The organism is Hydrogenophaga sp. NFH-34 (assembly GCF_021401345.1).
GTDB classification, from domain to species: Bacteria; Pseudomonadota; Gammaproteobacteria; order Burkholderiales; family Burkholderiaceae_C; genus Hydrogenophaga; species Hydrogenophaga electricum.
Map to the genome: position 1 here is coordinate 127,394 of NZ_JACBGE010000001.1, position 24,146 is coordinate 151,539.

At 68.3% G+C, this 24,146-nt stretch carries 26 protein-coding genes; all 26 read left to right on the plus strand.

The genetic code is table 11. The features are described 5' to 3' along the window. The first annotated feature begins 451 nt into the window (after nt 1-451). The 26 genes from L0977_RS00665 (at nt 452) to L0977_RS00790 (ending at nt 24,138) form a co-directional block, all read left to right on the plus strand. Nucleotides 452-1,108, plus strand: coding sequence for a hypothetical protein (locus L0977_RS00665; RefSeq protein ID WP_096450710.1), 657 nt, complete (start codon nt 452-454; stop codon nt 1,106-1,108). Nucleotides 1,109-1,169: 61 nt separating this feature from the next. After that, complete coding sequence (locus L0977_RS00670; RefSeq protein ID WP_096450708.1) at nt 1,170-2,285, plus strand: DUF6094 domain-containing protein; 1,116 nt, start codon at nt 1,170-1,172, stop codon at nt 2,283-2,285. A 112-nt stretch (nt 2,286-2,397) separates the two neighbouring features. Then, nucleotides 2,398-2,703 (plus strand): hypothetical protein, encoded by a 306-nt coding sequence (locus L0977_RS00675; protein ID WP_096450706.1) that lies wholly within the window; start codon nt 2,398-2,400, stop codon nt 2,701-2,703. 102 nt (nt 2,704-2,805) lie between these two features. After that, a complete protein-coding gene (locus tag L0977_RS00680; RefSeq protein ID WP_234262733.1) occupies nt 2,806-5,088 on the plus strand; it encodes a helicase-related protein in 2,283 nt (760 codons plus the stop codon). 163 nt (nt 5,089-5,251) lie between these two features. Then, on the plus strand, nt 5,252-5,854 hold the full coding sequence (pilL2, locus tag L0977_RS00685; RefSeq protein WP_096450704.1) for a PFGI-1 class ICE element type IV pilus protein PilL2: 603 nt from the start codon (nt 5,252-5,254) through the stop codon (nt 5,852-5,854). After that, nucleotides 5,851-6,495 (plus strand): hypothetical protein, encoded by a 645-nt coding sequence (locus L0977_RS00690; protein WP_096450702.1) that lies wholly within the window; start codon nt 5,851-5,853, stop codon nt 6,493-6,495. The genes pilL2 and L0977_RS00690 overlap by 4 nt, the downstream gene beginning before the upstream one ends. Nucleotides 6,496-6,504: 9 nt before the next feature. Next, a complete protein-coding gene (locus L0977_RS00695; RefSeq protein WP_096450700.1) occupies nt 6,505-7,227 on the plus strand; it encodes a TIGR03759 family integrating conjugative element protein in 723 nt (240 codons plus the stop codon). Next, the gene (locus L0977_RS00700; RefSeq protein WP_096450698.1) at nt 7,212-7,796 is read left to right on the plus strand and encodes a transglycosylase SLT domain-containing protein; all 585 of its coding nucleotides are present in this window, start codon (nt 7,212-7,214) and stop codon (nt 7,794-7,796) included. The genes L0977_RS00695 and L0977_RS00700 overlap by 16 nt, the downstream gene beginning before the upstream one ends. Continuing rightward, nucleotides 7,793-8,347, plus strand: a complete 555-nt coding sequence (locus L0977_RS00705; RefSeq protein ID WP_096450696.1) for an integrating conjugative element protein — start codon at nt 7,793-7,795, stop codon at nt 8,345-8,347. The genes L0977_RS00700 and L0977_RS00705 overlap by 4 nt, the downstream gene beginning before the upstream one ends. A 20-nt stretch (nt 8,348-8,367) precedes the next feature. After that, on the plus strand, nt 8,368-10,527 hold the full coding sequence (gene traD / locus L0977_RS00710) for a type IV conjugative transfer system coupling protein TraD (RefSeq protein WP_096450694.1): 2,160 nt from the start codon (nt 8,368-8,370) through the stop codon (nt 10,525-10,527). After that, entirely contained in the window at nt 10,524-11,273 is a 750-nt protein-coding gene (locus L0977_RS00715; protein ID WP_096450692.1) for a TIGR03747 family integrating conjugative element membrane protein, read from the plus strand. The genes traD and L0977_RS00715 overlap by 4 nt, the downstream gene beginning before the upstream one ends. A 113-nt stretch (nt 11,274-11,386) precedes the next feature. Beyond that, the gene (locus L0977_RS00720) at nt 11,387-11,797 is read left to right on the plus strand and encodes an integrative conjugative element protein, RAQPRD family (protein ID WP_096450690.1); all 411 of its coding nucleotides are present in this window, start codon (nt 11,387-11,389) and stop codon (nt 11,795-11,797) included. Then, on the plus strand, nt 11,794-12,033 hold the full coding sequence (locus L0977_RS00725; protein ID WP_096450688.1) for a TIGR03758 family integrating conjugative element protein: 240 nt from the start codon (nt 11,794-11,796) through the stop codon (nt 12,031-12,033). Before L0977_RS00720 ends, L0977_RS00725 begins: the two co-directional genes overlap by 4 nt. A gap of 21 nt (nt 12,034-12,054) precedes the next feature. After that, nucleotides 12,055-12,432, plus strand: a complete 378-nt coding sequence (locus tag L0977_RS00730; protein WP_096450686.1) for a TIGR03745 family integrating conjugative element membrane protein — start codon at nt 12,055-12,057, stop codon at nt 12,430-12,432. A gap of 12 nt (nt 12,433-12,444) precedes the next feature. Continuing rightward, a complete protein-coding gene (locus L0977_RS00735; RefSeq protein WP_096450684.1) occupies nt 12,445-12,873 on the plus strand; it encodes a TIGR03750 family conjugal transfer protein in 429 nt (142 codons plus the stop codon). After that, entirely contained in the window at nt 12,870-13,562 is a 693-nt protein-coding gene (locus tag L0977_RS00740; RefSeq protein WP_096450682.1) for a PFL_4703 family integrating conjugative element protein, read from the plus strand. Before L0977_RS00735 ends, L0977_RS00740 begins: the two co-directional genes overlap by 4 nt. Further along, a complete protein-coding gene (locus L0977_RS00745) occupies nt 13,559-14,488 on the plus strand; it encodes a TIGR03749 family integrating conjugative element protein (protein WP_267966273.1) in 930 nt (309 codons plus the stop codon). Before L0977_RS00740 ends, L0977_RS00745 begins: the two co-directional genes overlap by 4 nt. Further along, entirely contained in the window at nt 14,478-15,950 is a 1,473-nt protein-coding gene (locus tag L0977_RS00750) for a TIGR03752 family integrating conjugative element protein (RefSeq protein WP_096450680.1), read from the plus strand. Before L0977_RS00745 ends, L0977_RS00750 begins: the two co-directional genes overlap by 11 nt. Beyond that, a complete protein-coding gene (locus tag L0977_RS00755; RefSeq protein ID WP_096450678.1) occupies nt 15,931-16,377 on the plus strand; it encodes a TIGR03751 family conjugal transfer lipoprotein in 447 nt (148 codons plus the stop codon). The genes L0977_RS00750 and L0977_RS00755 overlap by 20 nt, the downstream gene beginning before the upstream one ends. Next, nucleotides 16,377-19,271 (plus strand): conjugative transfer ATPase, encoded by a 2,895-nt coding sequence (locus tag L0977_RS00760; protein ID WP_234262734.1) that lies wholly within the window; start codon nt 16,377-16,379, stop codon nt 19,269-19,271. The genes L0977_RS00755 and L0977_RS00760 overlap by 1 nt, the downstream gene beginning before the upstream one ends. Before the next feature lie 12 nt (nt 19,272-19,283). Beyond that, nucleotides 19,284-20,039, plus strand: coding sequence for a DsbA family protein (locus tag L0977_RS00765; RefSeq protein ID WP_096450674.1), 756 nt, complete (start codon nt 19,284-19,286; stop codon nt 20,037-20,039). Nucleotides 20,040-20,233: 194 nt separating this feature from the next. Further along, nucleotides 20,234-20,821: a hypothetical protein gene (locus L0977_RS00770; protein ID WP_096450672.1), complete on the plus strand. Its 588-nt coding sequence runs from the start codon at nt 20,234-20,236 to the stop codon at nt 20,819-20,821. Between the two features lie 142 nt (nt 20,822-20,963). Next, nucleotides 20,964-21,410, plus strand: a complete 447-nt coding sequence (locus L0977_RS00775; RefSeq protein ID WP_096450670.1) for a TIGR03757 family integrating conjugative element protein — start codon at nt 20,964-20,966, stop codon at nt 21,408-21,410. After that, nucleotides 21,407-22,357, plus strand: coding sequence for a TIGR03756 family integrating conjugative element protein (locus L0977_RS00780; protein WP_096450668.1), 951 nt, complete (start codon nt 21,407-21,409; stop codon nt 22,355-22,357). Before L0977_RS00775 ends, L0977_RS00780 begins: the two co-directional genes overlap by 4 nt. Nucleotides 22,358-22,366: 9 nt before the next feature. After that, complete coding sequence (locus L0977_RS00785; protein WP_198363181.1) at nt 22,367-23,779, plus strand: integrating conjugative element protein; 1,413 nt, start codon at nt 22,367-22,369, stop codon at nt 23,777-23,779. Continuing rightward, complete coding sequence (locus tag L0977_RS00790) at nt 23,779-24,138, plus strand: hypothetical protein (RefSeq protein WP_096450666.1); 360 nt, start codon at nt 23,779-23,781, stop codon at nt 24,136-24,138. Before L0977_RS00785 ends, L0977_RS00790 begins: the two co-directional genes overlap by 1 nt. Nucleotides 24,139-24,146: the final 8 nt, after the last annotated feature.

Consider the following 24,146-nt stretch of genomic DNA (forward strand, 5'->3'; position numbering starts at 1 on the left):
GCTGTGCTGCCAGCGCACCGTGTTCCATTTGGTTCGGTGTAACCCTAATGCGGCAATTCGCGGCTGCCTCGAAAATCGAGATTCGACTGCATACCTCCCTGGCTTTTCCTCCCTGAGCCAAGCAGTCATCTTTGCCGCCTCGGTGTCCCCGGGGCGGTTTTCTTTTGCGGCCGTCCTTCCGGCGCCGCGGGCGATGCGCCAGCGCAAACAGGGTTGGGCGCCGGGTCGGTTTTTCGCTCACGCGGTGTACGCAGCTTGGCGCAGGCTATGACTCGTGTCCGTCGGCGTAGCCGACAACATGCCCAGGTAGCCCAGACCTTCAAGGCTACGGTGCGTTGCGACGCACGGTCTGATTCTTCACAACGACGTTCACCGCGTCTTCTTTCATCCCCCTGGGGCAGTGACTGCCCTAGCGGGTGGTGCTGTCTCCGCTCACTTCGAGGACATCACCATGCCTGCACCTTCTTCCCCCAAGACGCTCTATCGCATCGACGAATGCCCCGACCTGATGGCCGATGGCGTCGTCGGTGACGAGAACGGCAACCTGGTCTTCATCTCTCTCTGGTCGCGCGACACCGCCGTCCAGGGATTCCTGGCCCGCCTCACCCTGGGCCGGGACGAGCAGGGACTGGACCAGTTCCACGTCATCACCGAGCAGGGCGCGAGCATCCCGGTCTTCGTCGGCAACGTCGAGAACCTGGAAAAGCGCAGCGCACGCGCCTACCGGCGCACGCTGTTCGGCTCGCTGACCAACATCTGGCTGTTCGATCGGCGCTGCGTCAAGCCCGACAAGGCCAACGCCAGCGCGCTGGCGCTCCTGCCCCGCGGCTCCGCGCACCGGCTCGACCGGATGTGGAGGCTGGTGCGGGACACCTGCCCGCTGCCGCTTCTCGATCCCTGGCGCGATGGCGTGCTGGAGCTGCTGCAGGCGAAGTCAATGCTGACGCGCCTGCCGTTCGCCCTCGGTCCCCTGGAAGGCCATCGGCTCGCCATCGACGTGCCGACGCTGACCCAGGTGCTGGGCGGCCTGATCCGCAGCGGTGCGCTGGTCGCCGACACGCCCGTCAGCCGCATGCCCTCGGCCCGCCCGCTCGAAGCGGTGGCTTGAGGTTCCTTCACCGGACATGCACGCGCGCATGTCCGCATCCCTTCATCTTCAGGAGATTCCCATGGCCCTCATGTTCCCGCGGCTCGCCCGCAACTTCATCAAGAACGGGTACTTCCCCACGGATGAACCCACGCTCGAAAGAGCACTCGCCGCACTGGCGCCCGCCGAGGCCTCGGCCGGACCGCTGTGCATCCTCGATCCCTGCGCCGGCGAAGGCGTGGCGATCGCCGAAGCCGCGCACGCCCTCGGGCGCGAGCGGGTCCAGGCCTTCGCCGTCGAGTACGAGGCCGAGCGTGCACGCCACGCCCGGCAGTTGGTCGATCGCTGCATCCACGGCGACCTGATGGACACGCTGATCAGCCGGCAGAGTTTCGGCCTGCTGTGGCTCAACCCGCCGTATGGCGACCTGTCCAAGGATGCCAACGGCAACGTCGGCTACCAGAGCCAGGGCCGCGCCAGGCTGGAAAAGCTGTTCTATCAGAAGGCGCTGCCGCTGCTGCAATACGGCGGCGTGCTGATCTACATCGTGCCGCACTATGTGCTCGATGCCGAGCTGGTCGGATGGCTGACCCGGCACTTCGCCGAGCTGCGCATCTACCGCGCGGTGGACGCGCAGTTCAGGCAAATCGTGATCTTCGGTCGCAAGGTTCGCCAGCGTGACCAGGTATCGGATTCGTGCAAGGCCACGCGCGCGCTGCTGTTGCAGATCGGGCAAGGCGACGCCGAAGCGGAGGAACTGCCGGTTGAATGGCCGTTCCTGCCGTACACGGTGCCTGCCACGGCCGAGCCGGAGCACTTCTACCGCGTGACGATGGAGCCCGAGCAGTTCGCCGATGAAGTCGGCCGGCTGCAAGGACTCTGGCCGACGCTCGACACGCACCTTGGCGCCGCGCAGCAGTCGCTGCGGTCCCCGGCGCGAGGGTTATCGCATTGGCATCTCGCCTTAGCGCTCGCCGCGGGTGCGATTTCCGGCGTGGTGAAGTCTAAGACGGGCCGCGTGCTCGTCGTCAAGGGCGACACGCACAAGGAGAAGACCTTGCAGACGGAGTACACCGAGCGCGACGACGGCACCGTGGCCGAGACGCGCATCCTGACCGACAAGTTCGTGCCGGTCATCCGCGCCTGGGACATGACGCCGGGCTCGTCGACGTGTGGCGAGGTGCTGACCATCCGCTGATCGCTGTTCCCTGACGGTTCGCCGTCGCTTCATCCACCAACTCATCCACCCAACGGGGCCATGTCACCCCGCCGGGTGCCGTGGCCCCTCTTTCATCCGAAGGAGAAACACCATGGCATTCGCAGTTCTCAACGTGGCGTTGCAAGCACGCTTTGCCCCCGGTCACCTTGTCATGACCTGCGGCATTGACGCGCTGGTCCGGCAGGGCCGGCTCAACCCGACCCCGTACCTCTGCCGCCATCTCAGCGGCGATTGGGGCGACCTCGACGACAGCGACCGGCGGCAGAACGATGCCGCGTTGCGCTCCGGCGAGGATCGGCTGTTCTCGTCCTACCAGGTCGCGCCCGACCTGAAGCTTTGGATCATCACCGAATGGGATCGCAGCGTGACCACGCTGCTGTTGCCCAGCGAATACTGATCTTCATCTACCGCGGCCACGCGCCGTTCTTCTCTTCCCACCACGGGGCATGCAATCGCCCCGCAGGGGAGGTGCATGCCCCATTTCATTTGGAGCATCACCATGTCCCTCGATACCGACGTTGTTTCCGCCGCCGATGGCACGCCCGTCCAGGGCGATCTGCTCGAAGCGGCTGCTTCTCCCCTGGCGATGAGCCTCCAGGATTTCGTTGCCGAATTCGGCGACGAGCTGCTGGACTCGCTCAACCGCGCCAACCCCCCCGTCTACGCCGGCCAGGCCCGGCCGCATCGCCAGCTCGTGCTGGCCAGTCTCAAGCGCAAGCTGTTCGGCGCGCAAGCCGAGGTGGTGCATGCCGTCACCGAGCTGCTGGCCGACCGCGGCGAACGCGCCGCGATCGTCAATGGCGAAATGGGCTGCGGCAAGACCACCGTTGGCATTGCCACGGCGGCCGTGCTGCACGCCGAAGGCTACCGTCGCACGCTGGTCCTCTCACCGCCCCACCTGGTCTACAAGTGGCGCCGGGAAATCCAGGAGACGGTGGCCGGTGCCAAGGTCTGGGTGCTCAATGGCCCGGACACGCTGGTCAAGCTCATCAAGCTGCGCGAGCAGTTGGGCGTGCCGGTACGCGGCCAGGAGTTCTACGTGCTCGGGCGCGTGCGCATGCGCATGGGGTTCCACTGGAAGCCCGTCTTCAACGTGCGGCGCACGCGGCACGGCGAAGTGGGCGCATGCCCGGACTGCGGCCAGGTCATCACCAACCTCGACGGCGAGCCGATCAACCCGGTCGAACTCGAAGCCGAGGACTACCGCCGCCGGTGCAGCCATTGCGCCGCACCACTGTGGACGCTGATGCGACCGCGGAGCCTGTCCGCCAGCGACCAGTCCACGGCCGTCTTCAAAGCCTTGCAGCGCATCCCGACCATCGGGGAAGTCACCGCGCAGAAGCTGATGAAGAAGTTCGGCGACGGCTTCCTGGCCTCGATGCTGGGCGACAACATCCACGAGTTCATCAACCTCATGGATGCCAAGGGCGAGCTGGTCTTCTCGGATCGTCAGGCGCACCGCATGGAGCGGGCGATGGCGAACATGGAGTTCGGCTTCGGCGAAGGCGGCTACCAGCCGTCCGAATTCGTCAAACGCTACCTGCCGCAAGGCACGTTCGATTTGCTCATCGCCGACGAGGCGCACGAGTACAAGAACGGCGGCTCCGCACAGGGCCAAGCGATGGGGGTTTTGGCGGCCAAGGCACGCAAGACGCTGCTGCTCACCGGCACGCTGATGGGCGGCTACGGCGACGACCTGTTCCACCTGCTGTTCCGAGCCCTGCCGGGGCGAATGATCGAAGACGGCTACCGCCCGACCAAGAGCGGCAGCATGACCTCGGCCGCGATGGCGTTCATGCGCGATCACGGCATCCTCAAGGACATCTATTCCGAGAGCACGGGCACGGCGCACAAGACGGCCAAGGGCACCAAGGTTTCGGTGCGCACGGTCAAGGCGCCGGGCTTCGGCCCGAAGGGCGTGCTGCGTTGCGTCCTGCCGTTCACGGTATTCCTCAAGCTCAAGGACATTGGCGGCAACGTGCTGCCGTCCTACGACGAGGAGTTCCGCGAGGTGGCGATGGACACGGCGCAAGCCGCGGCCTATCGCGATCTGTCGTTTCGTCTGACCTCGGCGCTGAAACAGGCGCTGGCCAAGCGCGACACGACGCTGCTCGGCGTGGTCCTCAACGTGCTGCTGGCCTGGCCGGATTGCTGCTTCCGGTCGGAGACGGTGGTGCACCCTCGCACGCGCCAGACCTTGGCCTTCGTCCCGGCTCAGTTCAACGAGCTGGAGGTGATGCCCAAGGAGCGCGAGCTGATCGAGATCTGCAAGCAGGAGAAGGCTGCGGGTCGCAAGACGCTGGTCTACTCGGTCTACACCGGAACGCGCGACACCACGTCGCGTTTGAAGGTGCTGCTGGAGCAGGAGGGCTTCAAGGTGGCGGTGTTGCGCGCGAGCGTAGACGCCAGCCGTCGCGAAGACTGGATCGCCGAGCAGTTGGACCGTGGCATCGACGTGCTCGTCACGAACCCGGAGCTGGTCAAGACGGGTCTCGATCTGTTGGAGTTTCCGACGATCGTGTTCATGCAGTCGGGCTACAACGTCTACAGCCTGCAGCAGGCGGCCCGGCGCTCATGGCGCATCGGCCAGAAGCTGCCGGTTCGCGTGATCTACCTCGGCTATGCGGCTTCCTCGCAGATGACCTGCCTGGGGCTGATGGCGCGAAAGATCATGGTCTCGCAGAGCACGTCGGGAGACGTGCCCGAGTCGGGACTGGATGTGCTGAACCAGGACGGTGATTCCGTCGAGGTGGCACTGGCCCGGCAACTCGTCGCGGCCTGATCCCACCCACCCACGCCGGCTGCCCTTCGGGGCGCCGGCTTCTTTTTTGTTCTGCACATCGACGGCAGGCCATGAAGTCGGGCGCATGCCAGTTCCCTTTGTTTGCTGCCCCAACGCCCTGCGGCGGCGATGGTGAGGGCTCCGTGTTCCAGGGAACTGCCCCATGCAACCACTCACCTGCGTCGTTCATCGCCTGGCTGCGCCTGCCTTGCTGGTTGGCTGCGTGCTCATCACCGGCTGCGCCGCCACGGGCACGGCGAGCACCCCGACTGCCCCTGACTCGATTCCCGAGCCTGCGGTGTTGGTCAGGACCATCGCCCCGGAGCCCGAGCCGAGCCTGATCCCGGTGGCCCGTTATGGGCGCTACACGCTGGTCGAGATGGTGCCGGAACCGGCGCAGCGCGACCTGCTGCGGCAGGTGATCGAGATTTCGATTCCGCCGACCTTGGACGCGAGCGTCGGCGATGCCCTGCGGCACGTGCTGCTGCGCACCGGCTACCGCCTTTGCGATGCGCCGGACGCCGCTTCGCTGTTCACGCTGCCGCTGCCGGCGGCGCACCTGCGGCTCGGGCCACTGCCGCTGCGCGATGCCCTGCTGGCGCTGGCCGGTCCGGCCTGGGATCTGTCCGTCGATGACGCTGCGCGCGCGGTGTGCTTCGCGCGCCTGACGACTGCGCGTGCGCCGGGCGCCAGCCCCATTCCTGCGGCTGCCGCATCGAGCGCGCCGGCCGCCGAACCCCACGTGCCCCAGGAGGCCCAGCCATGACCATCCCGCAGCTTCCCGACGAGAACGCCGGCCGCGCGCGCTGGTTGAACATCGCAGCGACCGCGTGGCTGCTGCTCGTGAGCATCCTCGCGGTCGTCAGCAGCGTGGGCCTGTCGCGCCTGAGCGAGCAGAGCCAGGCCAGCGCCCAGGATGCGCACGTGCAGGCGCTCAACACGCGCGTCGCCGAACTCGAACAGCAGGCGGCGGCCTCGAAGAACCAGCCCAAGCCTGTCACCCAGCCCGACTTCGAGGCCGCGCACAAGGCGCTGGACGAGCGCCTGACGCAGGTCGAGCAGGCCCAGGCCGCAGACGCCCATACCGGCGACTTGCAGGCGCTGCAGGCGCGCATGGGCGACCTCGAAGCGCGCATGAAGCGAACCGCCGCGCCTGCCGCGGCACCCCGGCGCACCGCCGAGCCGGCCAATCCCAAGGTGCCCGAACCGCCGTTCAACGTCGTGGGCGTGGAGCTGCGCGGCGGCGAGCGCTTCCTGTCGGTGGCGGCGCCCAAGGCCTCGTCGGTGCTGGACGTGTGGCTGCTGCGCGAAGGCGATGCCGTAGGCGCGTGGCATCTGCTGGCGATCGAGGCGCGCGCCGCCGTATTCCGCGTGGACGGCCAGACCCAGCGCCTTGCGCTGCCATAGGAGCCGGCCATGAAGCACGCCGCGATCTGCTTCGCCGCCATCCTCGCCGCTGTCGCAGGCACGGCCTCGGCGCAGTCGGCGCCGGTCGCGTCCTCTCGCACCGTTCCCGCCCAGGTGCAGAACAGCAGCGACGCTGCGCTGGACGAGCGCCTGGCACGCGATTGGGGCCTGCGCCCCGAGGAGTGGGCGCGCTACCGCCAACTGATGCAGGGGCCGCTGGGCATCTATTCCCCGAACCTCGATCCGCTGACGGCGCTGGGCATCGAGGCGCGCAGCGACGAGGAACGCAACCGCTATGCAGAGCTGCAGGTGCAGGCGGAATCGAAGCGCGTGGGCAAGACGCTGGCGTACCAGCGGGCCTACGACGCGGCGTGGAAGCGGCTCTATCCGGGACAGCAGCGCGTGAACATGCCCGGCGCGAAGGTGCCGGGCGCCGGCAACCGGGGCTCGGGCCGGCTGGCGGTTTTCGTGAAGGCCGAGTGCCCGCCGTGCGAGCAGCGCGTGCGCCAGTTGCAGGCGGCCGGCACCGCCTTCGACCTCTACATGGTCGGCAGCCGCCAGGAGGACGCCCGCATCCGCCAGTGGGCGACGCAGGCCGGCATCGACGCCGGCCGCGTGCGCTCCCGCACCATCACGCTCAACCATGACGCCGGGCGCTGGCTGTCGCTCGGCCTGCCCGGCGATCTGCCCGCTGTGGTGCGCGAGGTCAACGGCCAATGGCAGCGGCAGTAACCCGCCGTGCAGGCTGCGCGGCCTTGGTCCTCGGCCTTTGCGCCCATGCCGCCATCGTCTTCGGCCAGGAGGTGCCGCCACCCGCCTACCAGCTCGCCGCTCAGCAGGCGGGCGTGCCGTCGCCGGTGCTGTATGCGGTGGCGCTGCAGGAGAGCGGCGCCCGGCTGCGCGGCCGGTTGATCCCGTGGCCGTGGACGCTCAACGTCGCCGGCCGCGCCGAACGCTACGCCACGCGGGCCGAGGCCTGCGCAGGCATCCGCCGGGCGCTCGCCCGCACGCCGGCCAACCGCATCGACGCCGGCCTCGGCCAGGTCAACCTCGGCTACCACGCGCACCGCTACGCGCATCCCTGCGAGCTGCTGGACCCATACCGCAACCTCGCCATCGCCGCGGAAATCCTGCAGGAGCAGCACACGCCGGGCGAGGACTGGCTGGTCGCCATTGGCCGCTACCACCGCCCCGCGGGCGGCGAGCCCGCCGCCCGCTACCGCCGCAGCGTCCACCAGCACCTGACCCGCGTGCTCGGGCCGGGCGCCTCACTTCCCTCTGCCCGGAGCCCCATGCCATGAACCGCATCCTCGTTGCCGCGACTGCGGCGCTGCTGGCCACCACCGCCGACGCGCAGGACCGCGGCCCTCTCAGCAAGAACAGCTCCCCGCCGCTGATCGTGGTCGAGGACAAGGGCGGCACCTCGGTGCTGCCGTACTACCGCGCCTTGAACCCGCAGGATGCGCAGCCCGGTCAGCCAGCCACGCCGCAATCCAAGCCGCGCATTGGCGGCCCGGCCGAAGCCGAGGCGGCCATGCTGCCGGTGCGCTCGATGCGGCTAACACCCGGCGACGAGCCGCGCCGCGTGATCCGCGCACCGGGCCTGACGCCGCTGTTCCTGGTCGGCGACGACGACCGCTCGCGCGCCTGGCTCAAACAGCGGGGCAAGGACTTGCAGGCGCTGCGCGCCGTGGGCCTGGTGGTCAACGTTGCGACGCCCGAAGCCCTGGCCGCACTGCGCCGCCTGGTACCGGGCTTGATGCTCTCGCCGGCCTCGGGCGACGAGCTGGCGCAGCGCTTGGGGCTCAAGCACTACCCGGTGCTGATCACCGCCTCCGGCATCGAGCCCTGACGTGACGTGAAGCACCCGCCATGGCCCAGTCCCAAGCCGTCGAAGTCTTGCTGCGGCCAGCGGTGGAGCTATACACCGTCGCGGTCTGTGCGGGCGCCGCGCTTCTGTGCCTGGTGGCCCCGTGGTCGCTCGCGCTGAGCCCCTTGCTCGGCCTGGGCAGCGCGCTCGCTTTCCTCACCTTCGGCACGCTGCGTTTTCACGATGCTTGGGCCATCCTGCGCTACCGGCGCAACATCCGCCGCCTGCCGCGCTACGTGATGACCAGCCGCGACGTGCCGGTGAGCCAGCAGCGGTTGTTTGTCGGCCGGGGCTTCCGCTGGGATCAGCGACACACGCACCGGCTCATGCAGACCTACCGGCCGGAGTTCCGCCGCTACGTCGAGCCGACGACGATCTACCGGATGGCGCGGCGCATGGAAGAGCGCCTGGAGTTCGCGCCGTACCCGCTGTCGAAGATGGCGAAGGCCCTGGCCTGGGACAACCCGCTCAACCCGGCGCGTCCGCTGCCGCCGGTGGGCGGTATGCCGCGGCTGCACGGTATCGAACCGCACGAGGTCGACGTCACGCTGCCATTGGCCGAGCGCGTCAGCCACAGCCTGGTGTTAGGTACGACCCGCGTCGGCAAGACCCGCCTGGCCGAGCTGTTCATCACCCAGGACATCCGGCGCAAGGTCAACGGACAGCACGAGGTCGTGATCGTCTTCGACCCGAAGGGCGATGCCGACTTGCTCAAGCGCATGTACGTGGAAGCCAAGCGCGCCGGGCGCGAAGGCGAGTTCTATGTCTTTCACCTGGGCTGGCCGGACATCTCCGCGCGCTACAACGCGGTGGGCCGCTTCGGACGCATCTCGGAAGTCGCCACGCGCATCGCGGGCCAGCTTTCCGGTGAAGGCAACAGCGCGGCGTTCCGCGAGTTCGCCTGGCGCTTCGTCAACATCATCGCGCGGGCCTTGGTCGAGCTGGGGCAGCGGCCCGACTACCTGCTGATCCAGCGCCATGTCATCAACATCGATGCGCTGTTCATCGAGTACGCCCAGCACTACTTCGCCCGGAACGAGCCCAAGGCCTGGGAGGTCATCGTCCAGCTCGAAGCCAAGCTGAACGACAAGAACATCCCGCGCAACATGATCGGCCGCGAGAAGCGCGTCGTCGCGCTGGAACAGTACCTCTCGCAGGTGCGCATCTACGACCCGGTGCTCGACGGCCTGCGCAGCGCGGTGCGCTACGACCGGACGTACTTCGACAAGATCGTCGCGTCGCTGTTGCCTCTGCTGGAGAAATTGACCACCGGCAAGATCGCCCAGTTGCTGGCGCCGAACTATTCGGACCTCTCCGACCCGCGGCCGATCTTCGACTGGATGCAGATCATCCGAAAGCGGGCCGTGGTCTACGTCGGCCTCGATGCGCTGTCGGACGCGGAAGTCGCGGCGGCAGTCGGCAACTCGATGTTCAGCGATCTCGTCTCGGTCGCCGGCCACATCTACAAGTTCGGCATCGACGACGGCCTGCCGGGTGCCGCGACGGGCGTGAAGGTGCCGATCAACGTGCACGCCGACGAGTTCAACGAACTCATGGGCGATGAGTTTATTCCGATGGTCAACAAGGGTGGCGGTGCCGGCGTGCAGGTCACGGCCTACACGCAGACCCTCTCGGACATCGAGGCGCGCATCGGCAACCGCGCGAAGGCGGGTCAGGTCGTCGGCAACTTCAACAACCTGTTCATGCTGCGCGTGCGCGAGACCGCCACGGCCGAACTGCTGACGCGCCAACTGCCCAAGGTCGAGGTCTACACGACGACGGTGATGAGCGGCGCCACCGACAGCTCCGACCCGACCGGCAACACCGCGTTCACGTCGAACACGCAGGACCGCATCAGCAGCAACAGCGTGCCATTGATCGAACCAGCGCACGTGGTCGGCCTGCCCAAGGGCCAATGCTTCGCGCTGATCGAGGGCGGGCACCTGTGGAAGGTGCGCATGCCCTTGCCGGCACCCGATCCCGACGAGGCCATGCCCAAGGATCTGCAGGAGCTGGCCGGCTATATGCGGCGGCACTACGTCGAGGCCGGCGACTGGTGGGACAACAAGGGGCTTCCCGGTCTGCAGGACCAGGCACTGCCCGACGATCTGCTCGCCGACTTCAAGCAGATGGCGAGCGCGGATGAAGAGGCCACGGCATGAGCGATCCCGCCGTCGCCGTCCAGCGCCAACAGATTCGCCAGCAGGGCCTGATCGCGGGGCTGGTGACGCTGCCGTTCCGGCTGTTCGGTGTGTTGATCGGCTCGCTGCTGCTGTGCATCGTGATCGAGTGCATCGGCATGCACTTCCTCTGGCCCGAGCAGGGCTGGCGCCATGCGCAGGGCATGTTGAACTACGAACTGTCGCAGCTCTCGGAGCATTTCACGCAAAGCGTGCTGGTGCAGGAGCCGGGGCGTAGTGCGCGCCAGCTTGTCGAGTGGGCCTACCAGGGCTTGTTCGTGAAGACGGGCCTGCTGGACTGGATACGCGACGCCGCGGCGCAATCACGCGCCGGTGCCAAGAGCCAGGCGCAGGACTTCCGCTACTACATCGGGCAGCTCTACGCGCATGTCGAGAGCTACGTCATCGCCTCGGCCTACACGGTGCTGGTGTTCCTCGTGCGGCTGCTGGTACTGATCCTGACCTTGCCGCTGTTCCTGATGGCGGCCTTCACCGGCCTGGTGGATGGCCTGGTGCGCCGTGACGTGCGCGGCTTCGGCGCCGGGCGCGAATCGGGCTTCGTCTACCACCGGGCGAGGGCCAGCCTGATGCCGCTGGCGGTGCTGCCCTGGGTCACGTACCTGGCGCTGCCGGTCAGCGTGCATCCGCTGCTGATCCTGCTGCCAAGCGCCGCGCTGCTCGGCGTCGCGGTCTGCATCGCGTCGGCGACGTTCAAGAAGTACCTGTAGCCGCATCGGCCGCCGTCGCGGAAAGCGGTGGCGGGCCGGTTCCGATTGATTGCGGCACCGGAAGACCGGCCGTTTGAGCATCAAGCCATCCGCATCCCTCGGAGAACGGCTCGATGGAAACCACTCGCAATCCCGCGCAGGTTCGGCGCTTTGCCGTCGCGGCACCCTGGACCGTGCGTCTTGTCGCGCTTCTGCTTGCCGCTGCCGGATTGCAGCCCGCCATCGCCGCCGATGCCTCCGACAACGCCGCGGAGCGCGAGATGCTCGCCGCGGTGACGCGCCAGCTCGACCTACTGGACCGCCTCGCCGAGCGAGCCGCCGCCACCGCGCCGCAGGAGCGCACCCGCTACCACTTTGACTACGCGCGGCTGCGTGCTGATCTGGAGCGCGTGCGCACCGGCGTGCACGACTACCTCGTTCCGCAACGCGCCCAGCCGCGCGATCCTGTGCCGCTGCTGGCCGGCGACTACACGCGCAGCAATGCAACCACCGCGACGCCTGCCAAGGAGGCGCCGTCGCCATGACGCCTTCCGCCGATCAGGTCGCCGCCTTCACGGCCAATGGCGGTTTCGCGCCCGGGGCCGTCTCCACCGTCGTGCTCGGTTTCGTCTTCGCCGTCCTGCTGCTGTGGGGCGTGTGGGCGATGCGCACCGCCTATGTCGGCTGGGCCGAACACCACCTGACCCAACGCCAGTTCCTCGGCGTCATCGTGCGCTTCGTCGCGATGTACCTGGTGCTGGGCTTTTTCCTCCTGTCCTGACCCCATGAAAGGTACTTCGCCATGAACGCTCCCGCTACTTCTCGCCGCCCCACGTCGCGGCCCGCCGCGCGCCTCGCTGCGCTGCTGATCCCGCTGGGCATCGCCGCCACGCCGCTGCCGTCGTTCGCCGACCTTCCCACACTGGAAGACCCGTCGCGCGGCACTGGCAGCGGCATCATGCAGACGCTGCAGAACTACGGCTATGACATCGTGCTGCTGGTGGCGTTGCTCGTGGTCGCTTCGATGTTCGTCGGCGTCTGCTACCACGCCTACACGCGCTACGCCGAAATCCACACCGGCCGCGCGACCTGGGGCCAGTTCGGCTTGACCGTAGCGGTGGGCGCGATCCTGCTGGTCGTCGGCATCTGGCTGCTGACCAAGGCCACCGGCGTCCTGTAAGGCCCGGCAACGATGGCCGGCTCCCTGGAGAGTCCGTCGCGCGACGGGCTCGTGACCTTCCTGCCGCACCGCCTCAACCGCCATCCGGTGGTCGTGCGTGGGCTCACGGCCGACGAGCTGTGGGTCTGCGCCGGCCTGTCCGGCACGGCCGGCCTCGTGGTCGGCGTGCCGCTGGCCTGGCTGACGCACAGCATCGCGATGGTGCCCACGCTGATCGTCGCCGGCATCGGCATCGGCGTCTTCGTGGGCGGCGGCCTGCTGCGGCGGTGGAAACGCGGCCGGCCCGACACCTGGCTGTACCGCCAGCTCCAGTGGCGCCTCGCGCTGTGCTACCCCGTGCTGACCGCGCATACGGGCGGGAGCCAGCTCATCACCCGTTCGGGCTGGTGGTCCACGCGGCGCCTGCGGCCTGACCCGTCCCTGCGTCGAGGTAGACCATGAGCCGATTCAAGAACGAGGTCGCGCACCTGCAGGCGCACGTGAAGACCTTGCGCCTGGCCGGCGCTGCGCTTTTCATCGTAGCGCTGCTGCTTGGCTTCGGCTGGTGGAGCGCGCCCAAGAGCCTGACCATCCACGTGCCGCCCGACCTGCGCTCGGGCAGCACGCGCAAGTGGTGGGACGTTCCGCCCGAGAGCGTCTACGCCTTCACCTTCTACATCTGGCAGCAAGCCCAACGTTGGCCGACCAACGGCGAGCAGGACTACCCGCGCAACCTGCATGCGCTGTCGGCGTACTTCACGCCGAGCTGCCGCGCCTTCCTGCAACAAGACTACGAATTCCGGCGCAGCAATGGCGAGTTGCGTCAGCGCGTGCGCGGCATCTACGAGATTCCGGGTCGCGGTTACGGCGACGACTCGGCCATGCGCGTGCGCACTGTGTCGGCCAACAACTGGATCGTCACGCTCGACGTGAGCGCCGACGAGTACCTGGGTGCCGAGCAGGTCAAGCGCGCGCTCGTGCGCTACGCGCTCAAGGTCGTGCGCATGGACGTGGACCCCGAGCGCAACCCCTTTGGCCTGGCGCTGGACTGCCATGCGCGCGCGCCGGAGCGCATCGAAACCCCGCCGCCTGCGGCGCCGCCCGGCCGGGCCGCGAGCGCTGGCTCCAACCTGCAGGGAGACACCCCATGAAGTCCCTCGTGAAGCGTTCATCTGCGGCGGCCCTGGCCGGCCTGCTGCTGTGCCTGGCTTTCGTGCCTGCAGTCCATGCCGTCGAAATCCTGCGCTGGGAGCGCCTGCCGCTGGCGGTGCCGCTCGTCGTCGCCCAGGAGCGCGTGGTGTTCGTCGAGCGCAACGTGCGCATCGGCGTTCCACCCACCGTTGGCGAACAGTTGCGCGTGCAGAGCGCCGGGGGCGCGATCTACCTGCGCGCCAATGCGCCGATCCCGCCCACGCGGCTGCAATTGCAGGACGTGGAATCGGGCGCGCTGATCCTGCTGGACATCGCGGCCGAGCCGGCGAAGGCGGGCCAACCCGCGCTCGAACCCGTGCGCATCGTGGAAGGCGACGTGCCGGCCACGCGCTACGGCGAGCCGGCCAGGCCTGGGGCGACGGCGGACGACGATGCTGAACGCACGGCACCTGCTGCGAAGCGCGCTACGCCGGTGGCGGTCGTGCTCACGCGCTATGCGGCGCAGAACCTCTATGCGCCGCTGCGCACCGTGGAGCCCGTGCCTGGCATCGGCCGCGTCAACCTGCGGCGCGGCCTGGAGCTGTCCACCTTGGTGCCGACGCTGCCGGTGCGTGCGCAGGCGCTGGCCGCCTGGCGGCTCGAAGACCAGTGGGTGACGGCGGTGAAGCTCACCAACGCCTCCGGGCGCTGGCTCGACCTCGATCCCCGCGCGCTGCAGGGCGACTTTCTCGCCGCGACCTTCCAGCACCCGAACCTGGCGCCGGCCGGCCGCGCCGCCGACACCACGGTGGTCTACCTCGTTACCCGTGGCCACGGCCTGGCCGAGTCGCTGCTGCCCAAGCTCTCACCGATCGACGCGACGGTGAACCTGCCGCCGGCTGCGGCGGCCGGCCAGGCCGAAGGAGGTGCCCGCCATGAAAAGTAATCCCCTCCTGAAGTGGCTGCTGATCCCGATGGCGCTGGTGCTGCTGTTCGTCGGCATCAAGATGTTCTCCGGGGATCGCGGCGCCAAGCCCGTTCCGGCCGGCAGCGCCAACCCACTCACGCCCGAAGAGATGAAGGCGCTGGGCATCGAGGGCGACACGCCGCGCGATACCGTCGCGACGCTGGTGGCCCAGGTCAAGCAGTTGCGCAATGAGCTGCAGACGGCGCTCAACGACAACAAGAACCAGAAGAGCGAGAACGAGCGCATGCGCGCGCGGGAGAGCGCCATCGACCAGCGCATCCAGTCCGCGCTCGAAGGCGAGCGCGGCCGCCTGCAGCAGGACCGCGAGCAGTTGGCCGGCGACCGCCAGCAGACCCAGGGCCTGTTGCAAGACCTGCAGCGGCGCCTGGATGGGCTTTCCGGCAAGGGCGGCCAGGCCGACCTGCCGGTGGGGCTGGGCCTGGAGGATGGCGACGGCAAGGGCTTCGGCGGCACCCAGGGCGGCGCCGCGCGCAGCGCCAGCGGCACGCGCTGGGTGGAACCGGACGACGCGAAGCCCTCGGCGAAGAACGGCAGCGGCGGCGCCCTGAACTTCCCGACCAGCTTCGGGCCGGCGCAGAAGACGCTTTCCGACACGGCCGACAACGTGGCCAGCACCGTGGCGGACGCCGGCAGCCGCGCGGTGGGCGCGTCGGCCAAGCCGGTCTACACGGTGCCGTCGAACTCGACGCTGATGGGCTCGATCGCGATGACCGCGCTGATCGGCCGCGTGCCGATCGACGGCACGGTCAACGACCCGTACCCGTTCAAGGTGCTGATCGGCCCGGACAACCTGACCGCCAACGGCATCGACATCCCCGACGTGGCGGGCGCGGTGGTCAGCGGCACGGCCTCGGGCGACTGGACACTTTCCTGCGTGCGCGGACAGATTCGCTCTGTCACGTTCGTCTTCAACGACGGCACGGTGCGCACCATTCCGGAGGACGGCAACCGCAACCAGAATGGCGGCGGTGGCTCGGGCGGCAACGCGAACAGCATCACGCACGGCGGCCTGGGCTGGATCAGCGATCCTTACGGCATCCCCTGCGTCAGCGGCGAACGGCGCAGCAACGCGCAGCAGTACCTGGGCTCGCAGGCCCTCATCACCGCGGCCGGTGCCGGCGCAGCCTCCCTCATCAAGTCGGACAACGGCAGCGTGGCCGTGGTCGCCAACAGCAACGGCTCGCTCGGCACCGTGGGCATCAGCGGCAACGAGGCGATGGGCCGCATCCTGGCCGGTGGCGTGCGCGACATGGCCGATTGGGTCAACAAGCTGTATGGGCAGGCCTTCGCCGCGGTCTACGTGCGCCCCGGCGCCAAGGTCGCCGTGCACCTGGAGCAGCCGCTCAACATCGACTACGACGCCAAGGGGCGCCGGGTCAATCACCGCATCGGAGGCAAGCATGCGTCGGATTTGGATTGAATCGGCCGCGATCCTGTGCGCGGCCGTGGTGCTGGGTGGCTGCGCCACCAGCAAGGACAAGCTGCTGCCGCACGGCGATCACACCATGCTCGATGTGTGGAACCAGGAGACGGGCGGCAGCGCCGGTGGCGCTGCGGGTGGCGGACAGGCTGCACGGCAACTGCTCGATGCACGCCAGGGCCTGCGCCGGCCGCTGACGGAGGCCGACGTGCAGGCAGCACCTGCCGCCGCAGCAGCCTACACGCGCACCGCGGCCAACGAGATCTACCGCCAGTTCCACCGGCTGCCGAACCCCGACCTGGTGATGTACGTGTTTCCGCACCTGGCCGGCAGCGATCCGGTGCCGGTGCCCGGCTACACCACCGTCTTTCCCCTGTATCAGCGCGTGCAGTACGCGATGCCCGGCGAACGCCTGGAGGACTACTGATGGCCTGGCCCTTGCCCTGGCCGCGCAAGGCCCTGACGTCTGCTGGTCCCGACCTGGATGCCGATGACGCCTGGTCGCAGCATGTCACGATGATGGCGTCGCACGGCATCCCCGAGCCGGGCATCGCAGCGGACGACCGGCCGCGCCGACCGGCCACCGAGGCGGACCTGCAAGCGCTCTACGGCGTGGCGCCGTCCTTCGCCGACCTGCTGCCTTGGGTGGAGTACCTGCCGGATTCCAAGAGCATGCTGCTGGAAGACGGCCAATCGGTGGCTGGCTTCTTCGAGCTGGCGCCGGTGGGCACCGAGGGCCGCGAGATGGCCTGGCTGTGGCAGGCGCGCGATGCGTTGGAGAACGCGCTGCAGGACTCCTTCGACGAACTCGACGAGAACCCCTGGGTGGTGCAGCTCTACGCCCAGGACGAATCGACCTGGGACAACTACCTGCGCGGGTTGGCCGACTACGTGCGGCCGCGCGCGCAGGGCAGCACCTTCACAGAGTTCTACGTGAGGTTCTTCGCACACCACCTGCGCGCCATCGCCAAGCCCGGGGGCCTGTTCGAGGACACGACCGTGACGCGCCTGCCGTGGCGCGGCCAGGTGCGGCGCGTGCGCATGGTGGTCTACCGGCGTGCTAACACGGCGAACGCATCGCGGCGCGGCCAGTCGCCCGAGCAGGCGCTGACGACGATCTGCGACCGGCTGGTGGGCGGCCTCGCCAACGCAGGCGTGAAATCCCGGCGCATGGAGGCGGCCGACATCCACGACTGGCTGCTGCGCTGGTTCAACCCGCATCCGACGCTGCTCGGCCCCAGCGCCGACGACCGCGAGCGCTTCTATGCGCTCACGCGCTATCCCGAGCAAGCCGAAGACGGAGAGATCGAATTGGCCAGTGACGACTTCGGACAGCGCCTGTTCTTCGGCCAGCCGCGCTCGGACGTGGCGAACGGTACGTGGCTGTTCGATGGCCTGCCGCACCGGGTCATCGTGATGGACCGGCTGCGCATGCCGCCAGCGACCGGCCACGTCACCGGCGAAACCCGCAAGGGCGGCGATGCGGTCAATGCGCTGTTCGACCAGATGCCCGAGGACACGGTGATGTGCCTGACGGTCGTCGCGGCGCCGCAGGACGTGCTCGAAGCTCACCTGAACCACCTGAGCAAGAAGTCGGTCGGCGAGACGCTGGCCTCGGAGCAGACGCGCCGCGACGTGCAGGAAGCGCGCGGGCTGATCGGCAGCGCGCACAAACTGTACCGCGGCGCGCTCGCCTTCTACCTGCGCGGGCGCGACCTGGCGCAGCTCGACGCCCGCGGCCTGCAACTGATCAACGTCATGCTCAACGCCGGCCTGCAGCCGGTGCGCGAGGAAGACGAGGTGGCGCCGCTGAACAGCTACCTGCGCTGGCTCCCGTGCGTGTTCGATCCGGCGCTGGACAAGCGCCAGTGGTACACGCAACTGATGTTCGCGCAGCACGCTGCGAACCTTGCGCCGGTGTGGGGCCGCAGCCAGGGCACGGGGCATCCGGGCATCACGTTCTTCAACCGCGGCGGCGGGCCGATCACCTTCGATCCCTTGAACCGGCTCGACCGCCAGATGAACGCGCACCTGTTCCTGTTCGGGCCGACCGGCTCTGGCAAGTCGGCAACGCTCAACAACATCTTGAACCAGGTCACGGCCATCTATCGGCCGAGGCTGTTCATCGTGGAGGCTGGCAACAGCTTCGGTCTGTTCGGCGACTTCGCCACGCGGCTCGGCCTCAAGGTGCATCGCGTGAAGCTCGCTCCCGGCGCCGGCGTCAGCCTCGCGCCGTTCGCGGATGCCCACCGATTGGTCGACACGCCCAGCCAGGTGCAGACGCTGGACGCCGATGCGCTGGACGAGGACCAGGAGCCTGTCGCGCAGGCGGTAAGCCGCAGCGAGGAGGTGGACGAGCAGCGCGACGTGCTCGGCGAGCTGGAGATCACCGCGCGGCTGATGATCACCGGCGGCGAGGACAAGGAAGAAGCGCGCATGACGCGCGCCGACCGCAGCCTGATCCGCCAGTGCATCCTCGATGCGGCCCAGCTTTGCGTGGCCGACCGGCGCACGGTGCTCACGCGCGACGTGCGCGACGCGCTGCGCGAGCGCGCCCGCGATACCTCGCTGCCGGAGGTGCGCCGCGCACGGCTGTTGGAGATGGCGGACGCGATGGATATGTTTTGCCAGGGCGTGGACGGCGAGATGTTCGACCGGTCCGGCACGCCCTGGCCCGAGGCCGACATCACCATCGTGGACCTCGCCACGTTCGCGCGCGAGGGCTACAACGCCCAGCTCTCGATCTCGTACATCAGCCTCATCAACACGGTGAACAACATCGCCGAGCGCGACCAGTTCCTGGGCCGGCCGATCATCAACGTGACGGATGAAGGCCACATCATCACCAAGAACCCACTGCTCGCGCCCTATGTCGTGAAGATCACGAAGATGTGGCGCAAGCTCGGCGCCTGGTACTGGCTGGCGACGCAGAACATCGACGACCTACCGAAGGCGGCCGAGCCCATGTTGAACATGATCGAATGGTGGATCTGCCTGTCGATGCCGCCCGACGAGGTGGAGAAGATTGCGCGCTTCCGCGAGCTGAACCCGGCGCAGAAGGCGCTGATGCTCTCCGCGCGCAAGGAGGCCGGCAAGTTCACTGAGGGCGTGATTCTCTCCAAGAGCATGGAAGTGCTGTTCCGTGCGGTGCCTCCCAGCCTCTACCTGGCGCTGGCTCAGACCGAGCCCGAGGAGAAGGCGGAACGCTTCCAGTTGATGCAGCAGCACGGCATCGGCGAGCTGGATGCGGCCTTCAAGATCGCCGAGAAGATCGACCGTGCTCGCGGCATCGAATCGCTGGCGATCGGTGCACTGGCTTGAGGGGAGAACACCATGCGGATCGCTCGCTTCATTCCATCCCGCCCGGTCGCACTGGTCGCCGTGCTGCTCGTCGTCGCGCTGATCGCAGCGGTCTGGCTAGGCATGCAGCCACAGGCGCCGATCGCTGAAGACGTTTCCACGTCGGCCGACTTCAAACCGGCGCCCGCGCCGGCATCCGCCACCACCACCGGCCCGCCGTGGCGCTACGGGCGCGACGATGCGCGCTTCACGGTGGTGGAGTACGCCGACCTCGAATGTCCGTTCTGCCGCGCCTACTTCGCGGTGCTCAAACAGTGGATCGATGCTCACCCCGAGGTGAACTGGCAGTGGCAGCACCTGCCGCTGACCACGCATGAGCCTGCGGCGACTGCCAATGCGCGCCTGGTCGAGTGTGTCGGCGAGGCCGGCGGCCCGGCCGCTTTCTGGCACGCCGTGGAGTGGGTCTACGCGCATACCCGCGGCGACGGCCAGGGCCTGCCCGAGGGCCTGGGCTATCCCGGCATCACGCCCGCCGCCCAGCAATGCCTCGACAGCGACCGTCCCGATGCGCTGATCCGCGCGCAGTCGGCGATCGCCGCGCAGGAGGGCATCAAGGTCACGCCCACGCTGCGCCTGCGGGACCGCCATTCCGGAAAGACGCTGTTGCTGCATGGCCCGGTGGAAGGCGATGCGCTGCTGTCGGCCATCGACCTGCTGGCGGCCGGCGGCACCACCGAGACCGCATCGAAGGAAATGCCTGCCGAGTCCCTCGGCGACATGCCCAGGTAGCCCCGATCTTCAAGGCTACGCCGCGGCCCCCGGCCGCGCTGATCGACCCCGTTCGCTTCGCATCCCTCGACGCGAACAGCCGCCGCGCTGCGGTGGCGGATGCCTGTTCTTCCTTCGCTTGTTGTTTATCCCACGCGGGTCGCCCACGCCCGCAGGGGCGGCATGGCGCTTCCGCACCTTCTTTGGAGACTGCCATGCAACCCAAGATCCATGTTGTTGATGGTGTGACCTTCGTGGCCACGCCTTACCGCGCCGGAACCTTCATCCGCGAGGATGTGTTCTGGCGCCAGTTCACGATCACCTGCCAAGGCTACATCGAGTACCCCGAGGATGATCCCGTTTTCGGGACCTGGTGGACACCTCACATCCTTGAGCTGGGCCAACACGGCCTGATCGAGGAGGCCCTGGCCCTCGCAGCGGACGAACTGTCAAAAGACGAGTTCGATCTGAGATCGGAGATCGAGGCGCTGGACTTTAGGCCGGAGCTGGTCCTGATCCGCGATTCGCTCGATCGGCTGGTTGTCTCCAGCGAGGTGCAGTGCGGCAGTCGCATCCGCTGGTGCGAACCCACCGCCTCAGATGCGGAAGCCGCCGACGTCGCGAAGCAGGTTGATGACCTGCGCGGCGAGGCTTCCTACGAAGCTGGCTGGGACAACCACAGCACGGCCGAGCGCCTGCGCCTGCGTGCCCGCGTGCTCGCCGGCCGGCTGGTCGATCCATTCTGGCAGGCCCATGCCCGCCGCGCCGTTCAAGCCTCGGCGGCCACGGCTGCGGTCGCCTGATCCACACGGGAGCTTCGGCTCCCGTTCTTCTTCCTTGAGGCGCTGGCGAAAGCGGGGTGTGCGCGGTGCGCATTCCTTGTCGCAGCGGACATGCCTTCGGCGTTCGACTAGGGACCTTGCTCTCATTCCCAGGACGCCCGCCATGACGGCTCCCTTGTTCAATTCCATCCCGCGGCTGCGGGCCACGCGCATCGCGTGCGCGGGAGGGCTGCTGCTTGCCCTGTGTGGCCAGGTCGCTTCTGCCGCCGACGTGCTGGTCGTGACCGACAGCAGCCATCCGGTGCAATCCACGTCCGGCGCCCGCGTGGTCGAGCTGGACCTGCCCGAGCGCATCGAGGCCGAGCTGGCGGCCGGTCTGCCCAACGATCCCAGCCGCGCCGCTGCCCTCGTGCAGCAGCGCTTGCGCGATGGCGGCCAGGCCTTGCAGCGCCGGATCGGCACCGCCTACCAAGGTGTGGCCGATGCCTGGGGCCTGGGCATCGCCAAGGTGCCCGCCGTCGTGGTCGATCGCCGGTATGTGGTTTACGGCGAGCCCGACGTGGCGCGCGCCGTGGCCCGCATCCAAGCCCATCGGAGGACACAGCCATGAAGCGCCTGCTGTCGGCATCGTCGCGCCGCGCGCGCCTTGCCATCGCTTCGGTGCTGCTGGGCGGCGCGGCATCGAGCTTCGCCCTGAACACCGCCACCATCGTGTCCTCGGCCCTGTCGCCCGACTGCATCGAGTACCGCGTCGTCGGCATCTGCTACTGGCTGTTCTGCACCACGTTCGGCTGCTCGGTACGCACGTCGGTGAAGGTGCGGCACTACGTGCCGGACGCGGTGGTGTCGAGCTACAGCAACACTGGCGAGAACCCCTGGGTCGAGGTGCGCGCGATGAGCACGCCGAATCCCACGGCGCAGGCCGGCGGCGATGGCACGACGAACCACGACAACGAGAACAACCTCGCCAAGTTCAAGAACGCCGATGTCATCGGCCACCCCGGCGGCTACGTGTTCAGCCAGTTCGCGAGTTCCTTCGGCTACTCCTGCGAGGGCGCCGGCACGGCCTTCATGCCGTACCTGCTCAGCACGCTGGACACCATCGCCTGGCGCTACAACATCCCGGAAGCCTTCTACCCCGAAGCGCTCATTCCCGGCCGGCGCGAGATCGGCACGCGCACCGGCCTGAACCTGTGGGGCAACGTGTACGCCCGCGGGGGCTTCCTGCACCAGACCGATGACCACAAGAGCGGCGCCGTGGTCGCGCAACGCGCGGGCGACGTCGTGACGCGGCGCAACCAGATCCACGTGTACCAGCCGCTGCTCGCCGACGCCCGCGACGGCTACTGGCCGGCCGGCGCACTGATGGAGACCGACGCCTCGACGGGCAAGTGGCAACCGCTCACGCCCACGCTCTCGAACAGTTGCGTTGTCTTCCCGCACAGCGGAAGCCTCACGCAGGCGCAGCAGGGCGACTACGCCTGGGCGCTGTGGCGGCCCTATGCCTGCTGCCAGCGCCGCGGCCAGGTTTTCCTCGGCAGCGTCGATTTCAACTGAGGAAAGCCCATGAAAACCCCCGTGCAAACTTTCATCTCCCGTCTCGCGCAACGCGCCAAGCCCTACACACTCAGCATCGCGCTCGCCTGCGCCATCACCGCCGCGGCCGGCGTCGCGTGGGCGCAGACCCGCATCAACCCGACCGGTGTCGGCGTGAGCGGCAGCGTGATCGGCGACGACGTGCTCTACAGCATCGGTGGCGGTCGGGCCGTGTCCATGGGCGGCGCCGGGAACATGCAGAGCATCGGTGTGGGCATTGGTTGGAACAGCAACCTCATTTGCGGCGACATGAGCATCACGACGACGCTGCAGAACCAGTTGAACGGCATCACCAACGGCTTCCAGCAGATCATGAGCAACGTGATCCAGAGCGCGACCAGCGCGGTGGCCTCTCTGCCGGCGCTGATCATCCAGCGCGCCGATCCGGGCCTCTACAACCTGCTGACAAATGGCGTGCTGCAAGCTCGGCTCGACTTCGACCGCAGCAAGCTGACGTGCAAGGCGATGGCCAACCGGATGGCGGACATGGCCGGTGGCCAGGCCGGTTGGGATCAACTCGCCGAAGGCTTCGCGCTGCGCGATGCGGTGAGTAGCACCGATGCGGTGTCCGCCGTCGAGCAGGCCGAATCGAACAAGGGCAACAACGGCGTGCCCTGGGTCGGGGGCAGCAACGCAGGTGGCTCGGGCCAGGGTTCGATCAAGGTGGTCGGCGACGTGACCCGCGCCGGCTACAACCTGCTGAACAGCCGCGGCGTCACGGACACCTCGTCCATCCCGCGCGCGTCCTGCGGCAACCGGCTGACCTGCCAAACCTGGTCCTCGCCGCAGGCCGCCGCGGACTTCGCAACGCGCGTGCTCGGCGAGCGCGAGCAACGCACCTGCGAGACCTGCACGAAGACGCAGACGACGCCCGGCGTCGGCCTGACGCCGGTGATCCAGGAAGAGTACGAGGCCAAGCTGCAGGCGCTGCAGGGCCTTGTGACGGGCTCGACGCCGATGACGGTGGCGAACCTCGAAGCCGCCGGCAGCAACTCGCTGCCGATCACGCGCGGCGTGGTCGAGGCGCTGCGCGACGAGCCCGATCAAGACCTGCTGGGCAAGCGCCTGGCGTCCGAGGCCGCGCTGTCGAGCGTTCTGGAGAAGGCCCTGCTGTTGCAGCGCACGCTACTGACCGGCAAGAAAGAGCCGAACGTCGCCGCCAACGAGCTGGCCGTGAAGGCAGTCGACCGGGAGAACACCACGCTGGAGCAGGAGATCAACAACCTCAAGACCGAACTAGAGCTGCGGCGCACGCTGGCTGGCAATTCGGCGATGGCGATCGTGCAGCGGCACGGCACCCGCGCCGCCGGCTCGCGCGGCATCTTCGAGGGCGACACCACGCGCGACCGGCTCAAGGAAGTGCAGAAGCCGAGGAACAACTGATGGCCGCGCGCGCATGGGCCTGGCTGCGGCCCGCCTGGTTGTTCAACCGGCGCGTAGTCCTCGCGCTGCTGTGGGTGCTGGCGGTCGCCGGCATCGCGGCGGGTGTCAACGTCGTCGGCGTGCATGTCGTCGGCAGCATCGACGGTTGGGAGCGGTGGCTGCGCGAGCACTCGGCCCACTTCCTAGTGTGGCGGCTGCTGCTCTACGCAGCCACGTCCTACGGCTGGTGGTGGATGCGTCGGCGCCTGCGCGAGCGCGAGCCTTCGCCCGAGGCGCACCAGCGCCTGCTGCGCGTCGAGATCGCGGCCGTCGTCACCCTCGTGCTGCTCGAAGGCAGCCAACTGCTGCGCAGCGGCTGAACGACTGA

Bases quoted from the DNA above. Each gene is read 5' to 3' on its own strand.
- pilL2 (WP_096450704.1), top strand. From the start codon at position 5,252: ATGCAACCACTCACCTGCGTCGTTCATCGCCTGGCTGCGCCTGCCTTG.
- L0977_RS00765 (WP_096450674.1), top strand. From the start codon at position 19,284: ATGCGGATCGCTCGCTTCATTCCATCCCGCCCGGTCGCACTGGTCGCC.
- L0977_RS00740 (WP_096450682.1), top strand. From the start codon at position 12,870: ATGAGCCGATTCAAGAACGAGGTCGCGCACCTGCAGGCGCACGTGAAG.
- L0977_RS00720 (WP_096450690.1), top strand. From the start codon at position 11,387: ATGGAAACCACTCGCAATCCCGCGCAGGTTCGGCGCTTTGCCGTCGCG.
- L0977_RS00770 (WP_096450672.1), top strand. From the start codon at position 20,234: ATGCAACCCAAGATCCATGTTGTTGATGGTGTGACCTTCGTGGCCACG.
- L0977_RS00735 (WP_096450684.1), top strand. From the start codon at position 12,445: ATGGCCGGCTCCCTGGAGAGTCCGTCGCGCGACGGGCTCGTGACCTTC.
- L0977_RS00780 (WP_096450668.1), top strand. From the start codon at position 21,407: ATGAAGCGCCTGCTGTCGGCATCGTCGCGCCGCGCGCGCCTTGCCATC.
- L0977_RS00715 (WP_096450692.1), top strand. From the start codon at position 10,524: ATGAGCGATCCCGCCGTCGCCGTCCAGCGCCAACAGATTCGCCAGCAG.
- L0977_RS00745 (WP_267966273.1), top strand. From the start codon at position 13,559: ATGAAGTCCCTCGTGAAGCGTTCATCTGCGGCGGCCCTGGCCGGCCTG.
- L0977_RS00760 (WP_234262734.1), top strand. From the start codon at position 16,377: ATGGCCTGGCCCTTGCCCTGGCCGCGCAAGGCCCTGACGTCTGCTGGT.
- L0977_RS00680 (WP_234262733.1), top strand. From the start codon at position 2,806: ATGTCCCTCGATACCGACGTTGTTTCCGCCGCCGATGGCACGCCCGTC.
- L0977_RS00700 (WP_096450698.1), top strand. From the start codon at position 7,212: ATGGCAGCGGCAGTAACCCGCCGTGCAGGCTGCGCGGCCTTGGTCCTC.
- L0977_RS00790 (WP_096450666.1), top strand. From the start codon at position 23,779: ATGGCCGCGCGCGCATGGGCCTGGCTGCGGCCCGCCTGGTTGTTCAAC.
- L0977_RS00670 (WP_096450708.1), top strand. From the start codon at position 1,170: ATGGCCCTCATGTTCCCGCGGCTCGCCCGCAACTTCATCAAGAACGGG.
- L0977_RS00665 (WP_096450710.1), top strand. From the start codon at position 452: ATGCCTGCACCTTCTTCCCCCAAGACGCTCTATCGCATCGACGAATGC.
- L0977_RS00695 (WP_096450700.1), top strand. From the start codon at position 6,505: ATGAAGCACGCCGCGATCTGCTTCGCCGCCATCCTCGCCGCTGTCGCA.
- L0977_RS00730 (WP_096450686.1), top strand. From the start codon at position 12,055: ATGAACGCTCCCGCTACTTCTCGCCGCCCCACGTCGCGGCCCGCCGCG.
- L0977_RS00785 (WP_198363181.1), top strand. From the start codon at position 22,367: ATGAAAACCCCCGTGCAAACTTTCATCTCCCGTCTCGCGCAACGCGCC.
- L0977_RS00755 (WP_096450678.1), top strand. From the start codon at position 15,931: ATGCGTCGGATTTGGATTGAATCGGCCGCGATCCTGTGCGCGGCCGTG.
- L0977_RS00775 (WP_096450670.1), top strand. From the start codon at position 20,964: ATGACGGCTCCCTTGTTCAATTCCATCCCGCGGCTGCGGGCCACGCGC.
- L0977_RS00750 (WP_096450680.1), top strand. From the start codon at position 14,478: ATGAAAAGTAATCCCCTCCTGAAGTGGCTGCTGATCCCGATGGCGCTG.
- traD (WP_096450694.1), top strand. From the start codon at position 8,368: ATGGCCCAGTCCCAAGCCGTCGAAGTCTTGCTGCGGCCAGCGGTGGAG.
- L0977_RS00725 (WP_096450688.1), top strand. From the start codon at position 11,794: ATGACGCCTTCCGCCGATCAGGTCGCCGCCTTCACGGCCAATGGCGGT.
- L0977_RS00675 (WP_096450706.1), top strand. From the start codon at position 2,398: ATGGCATTCGCAGTTCTCAACGTGGCGTTGCAAGCACGCTTTGCCCCC.
- L0977_RS00705 (WP_096450696.1), top strand. From the start codon at position 7,793: ATGAACCGCATCCTCGTTGCCGCGACTGCGGCGCTGCTGGCCACCACC.
- L0977_RS00690 (WP_096450702.1), top strand. From the start codon at position 5,851: ATGACCATCCCGCAGCTTCCCGACGAGAACGCCGGCCGCGCGCGCTGG.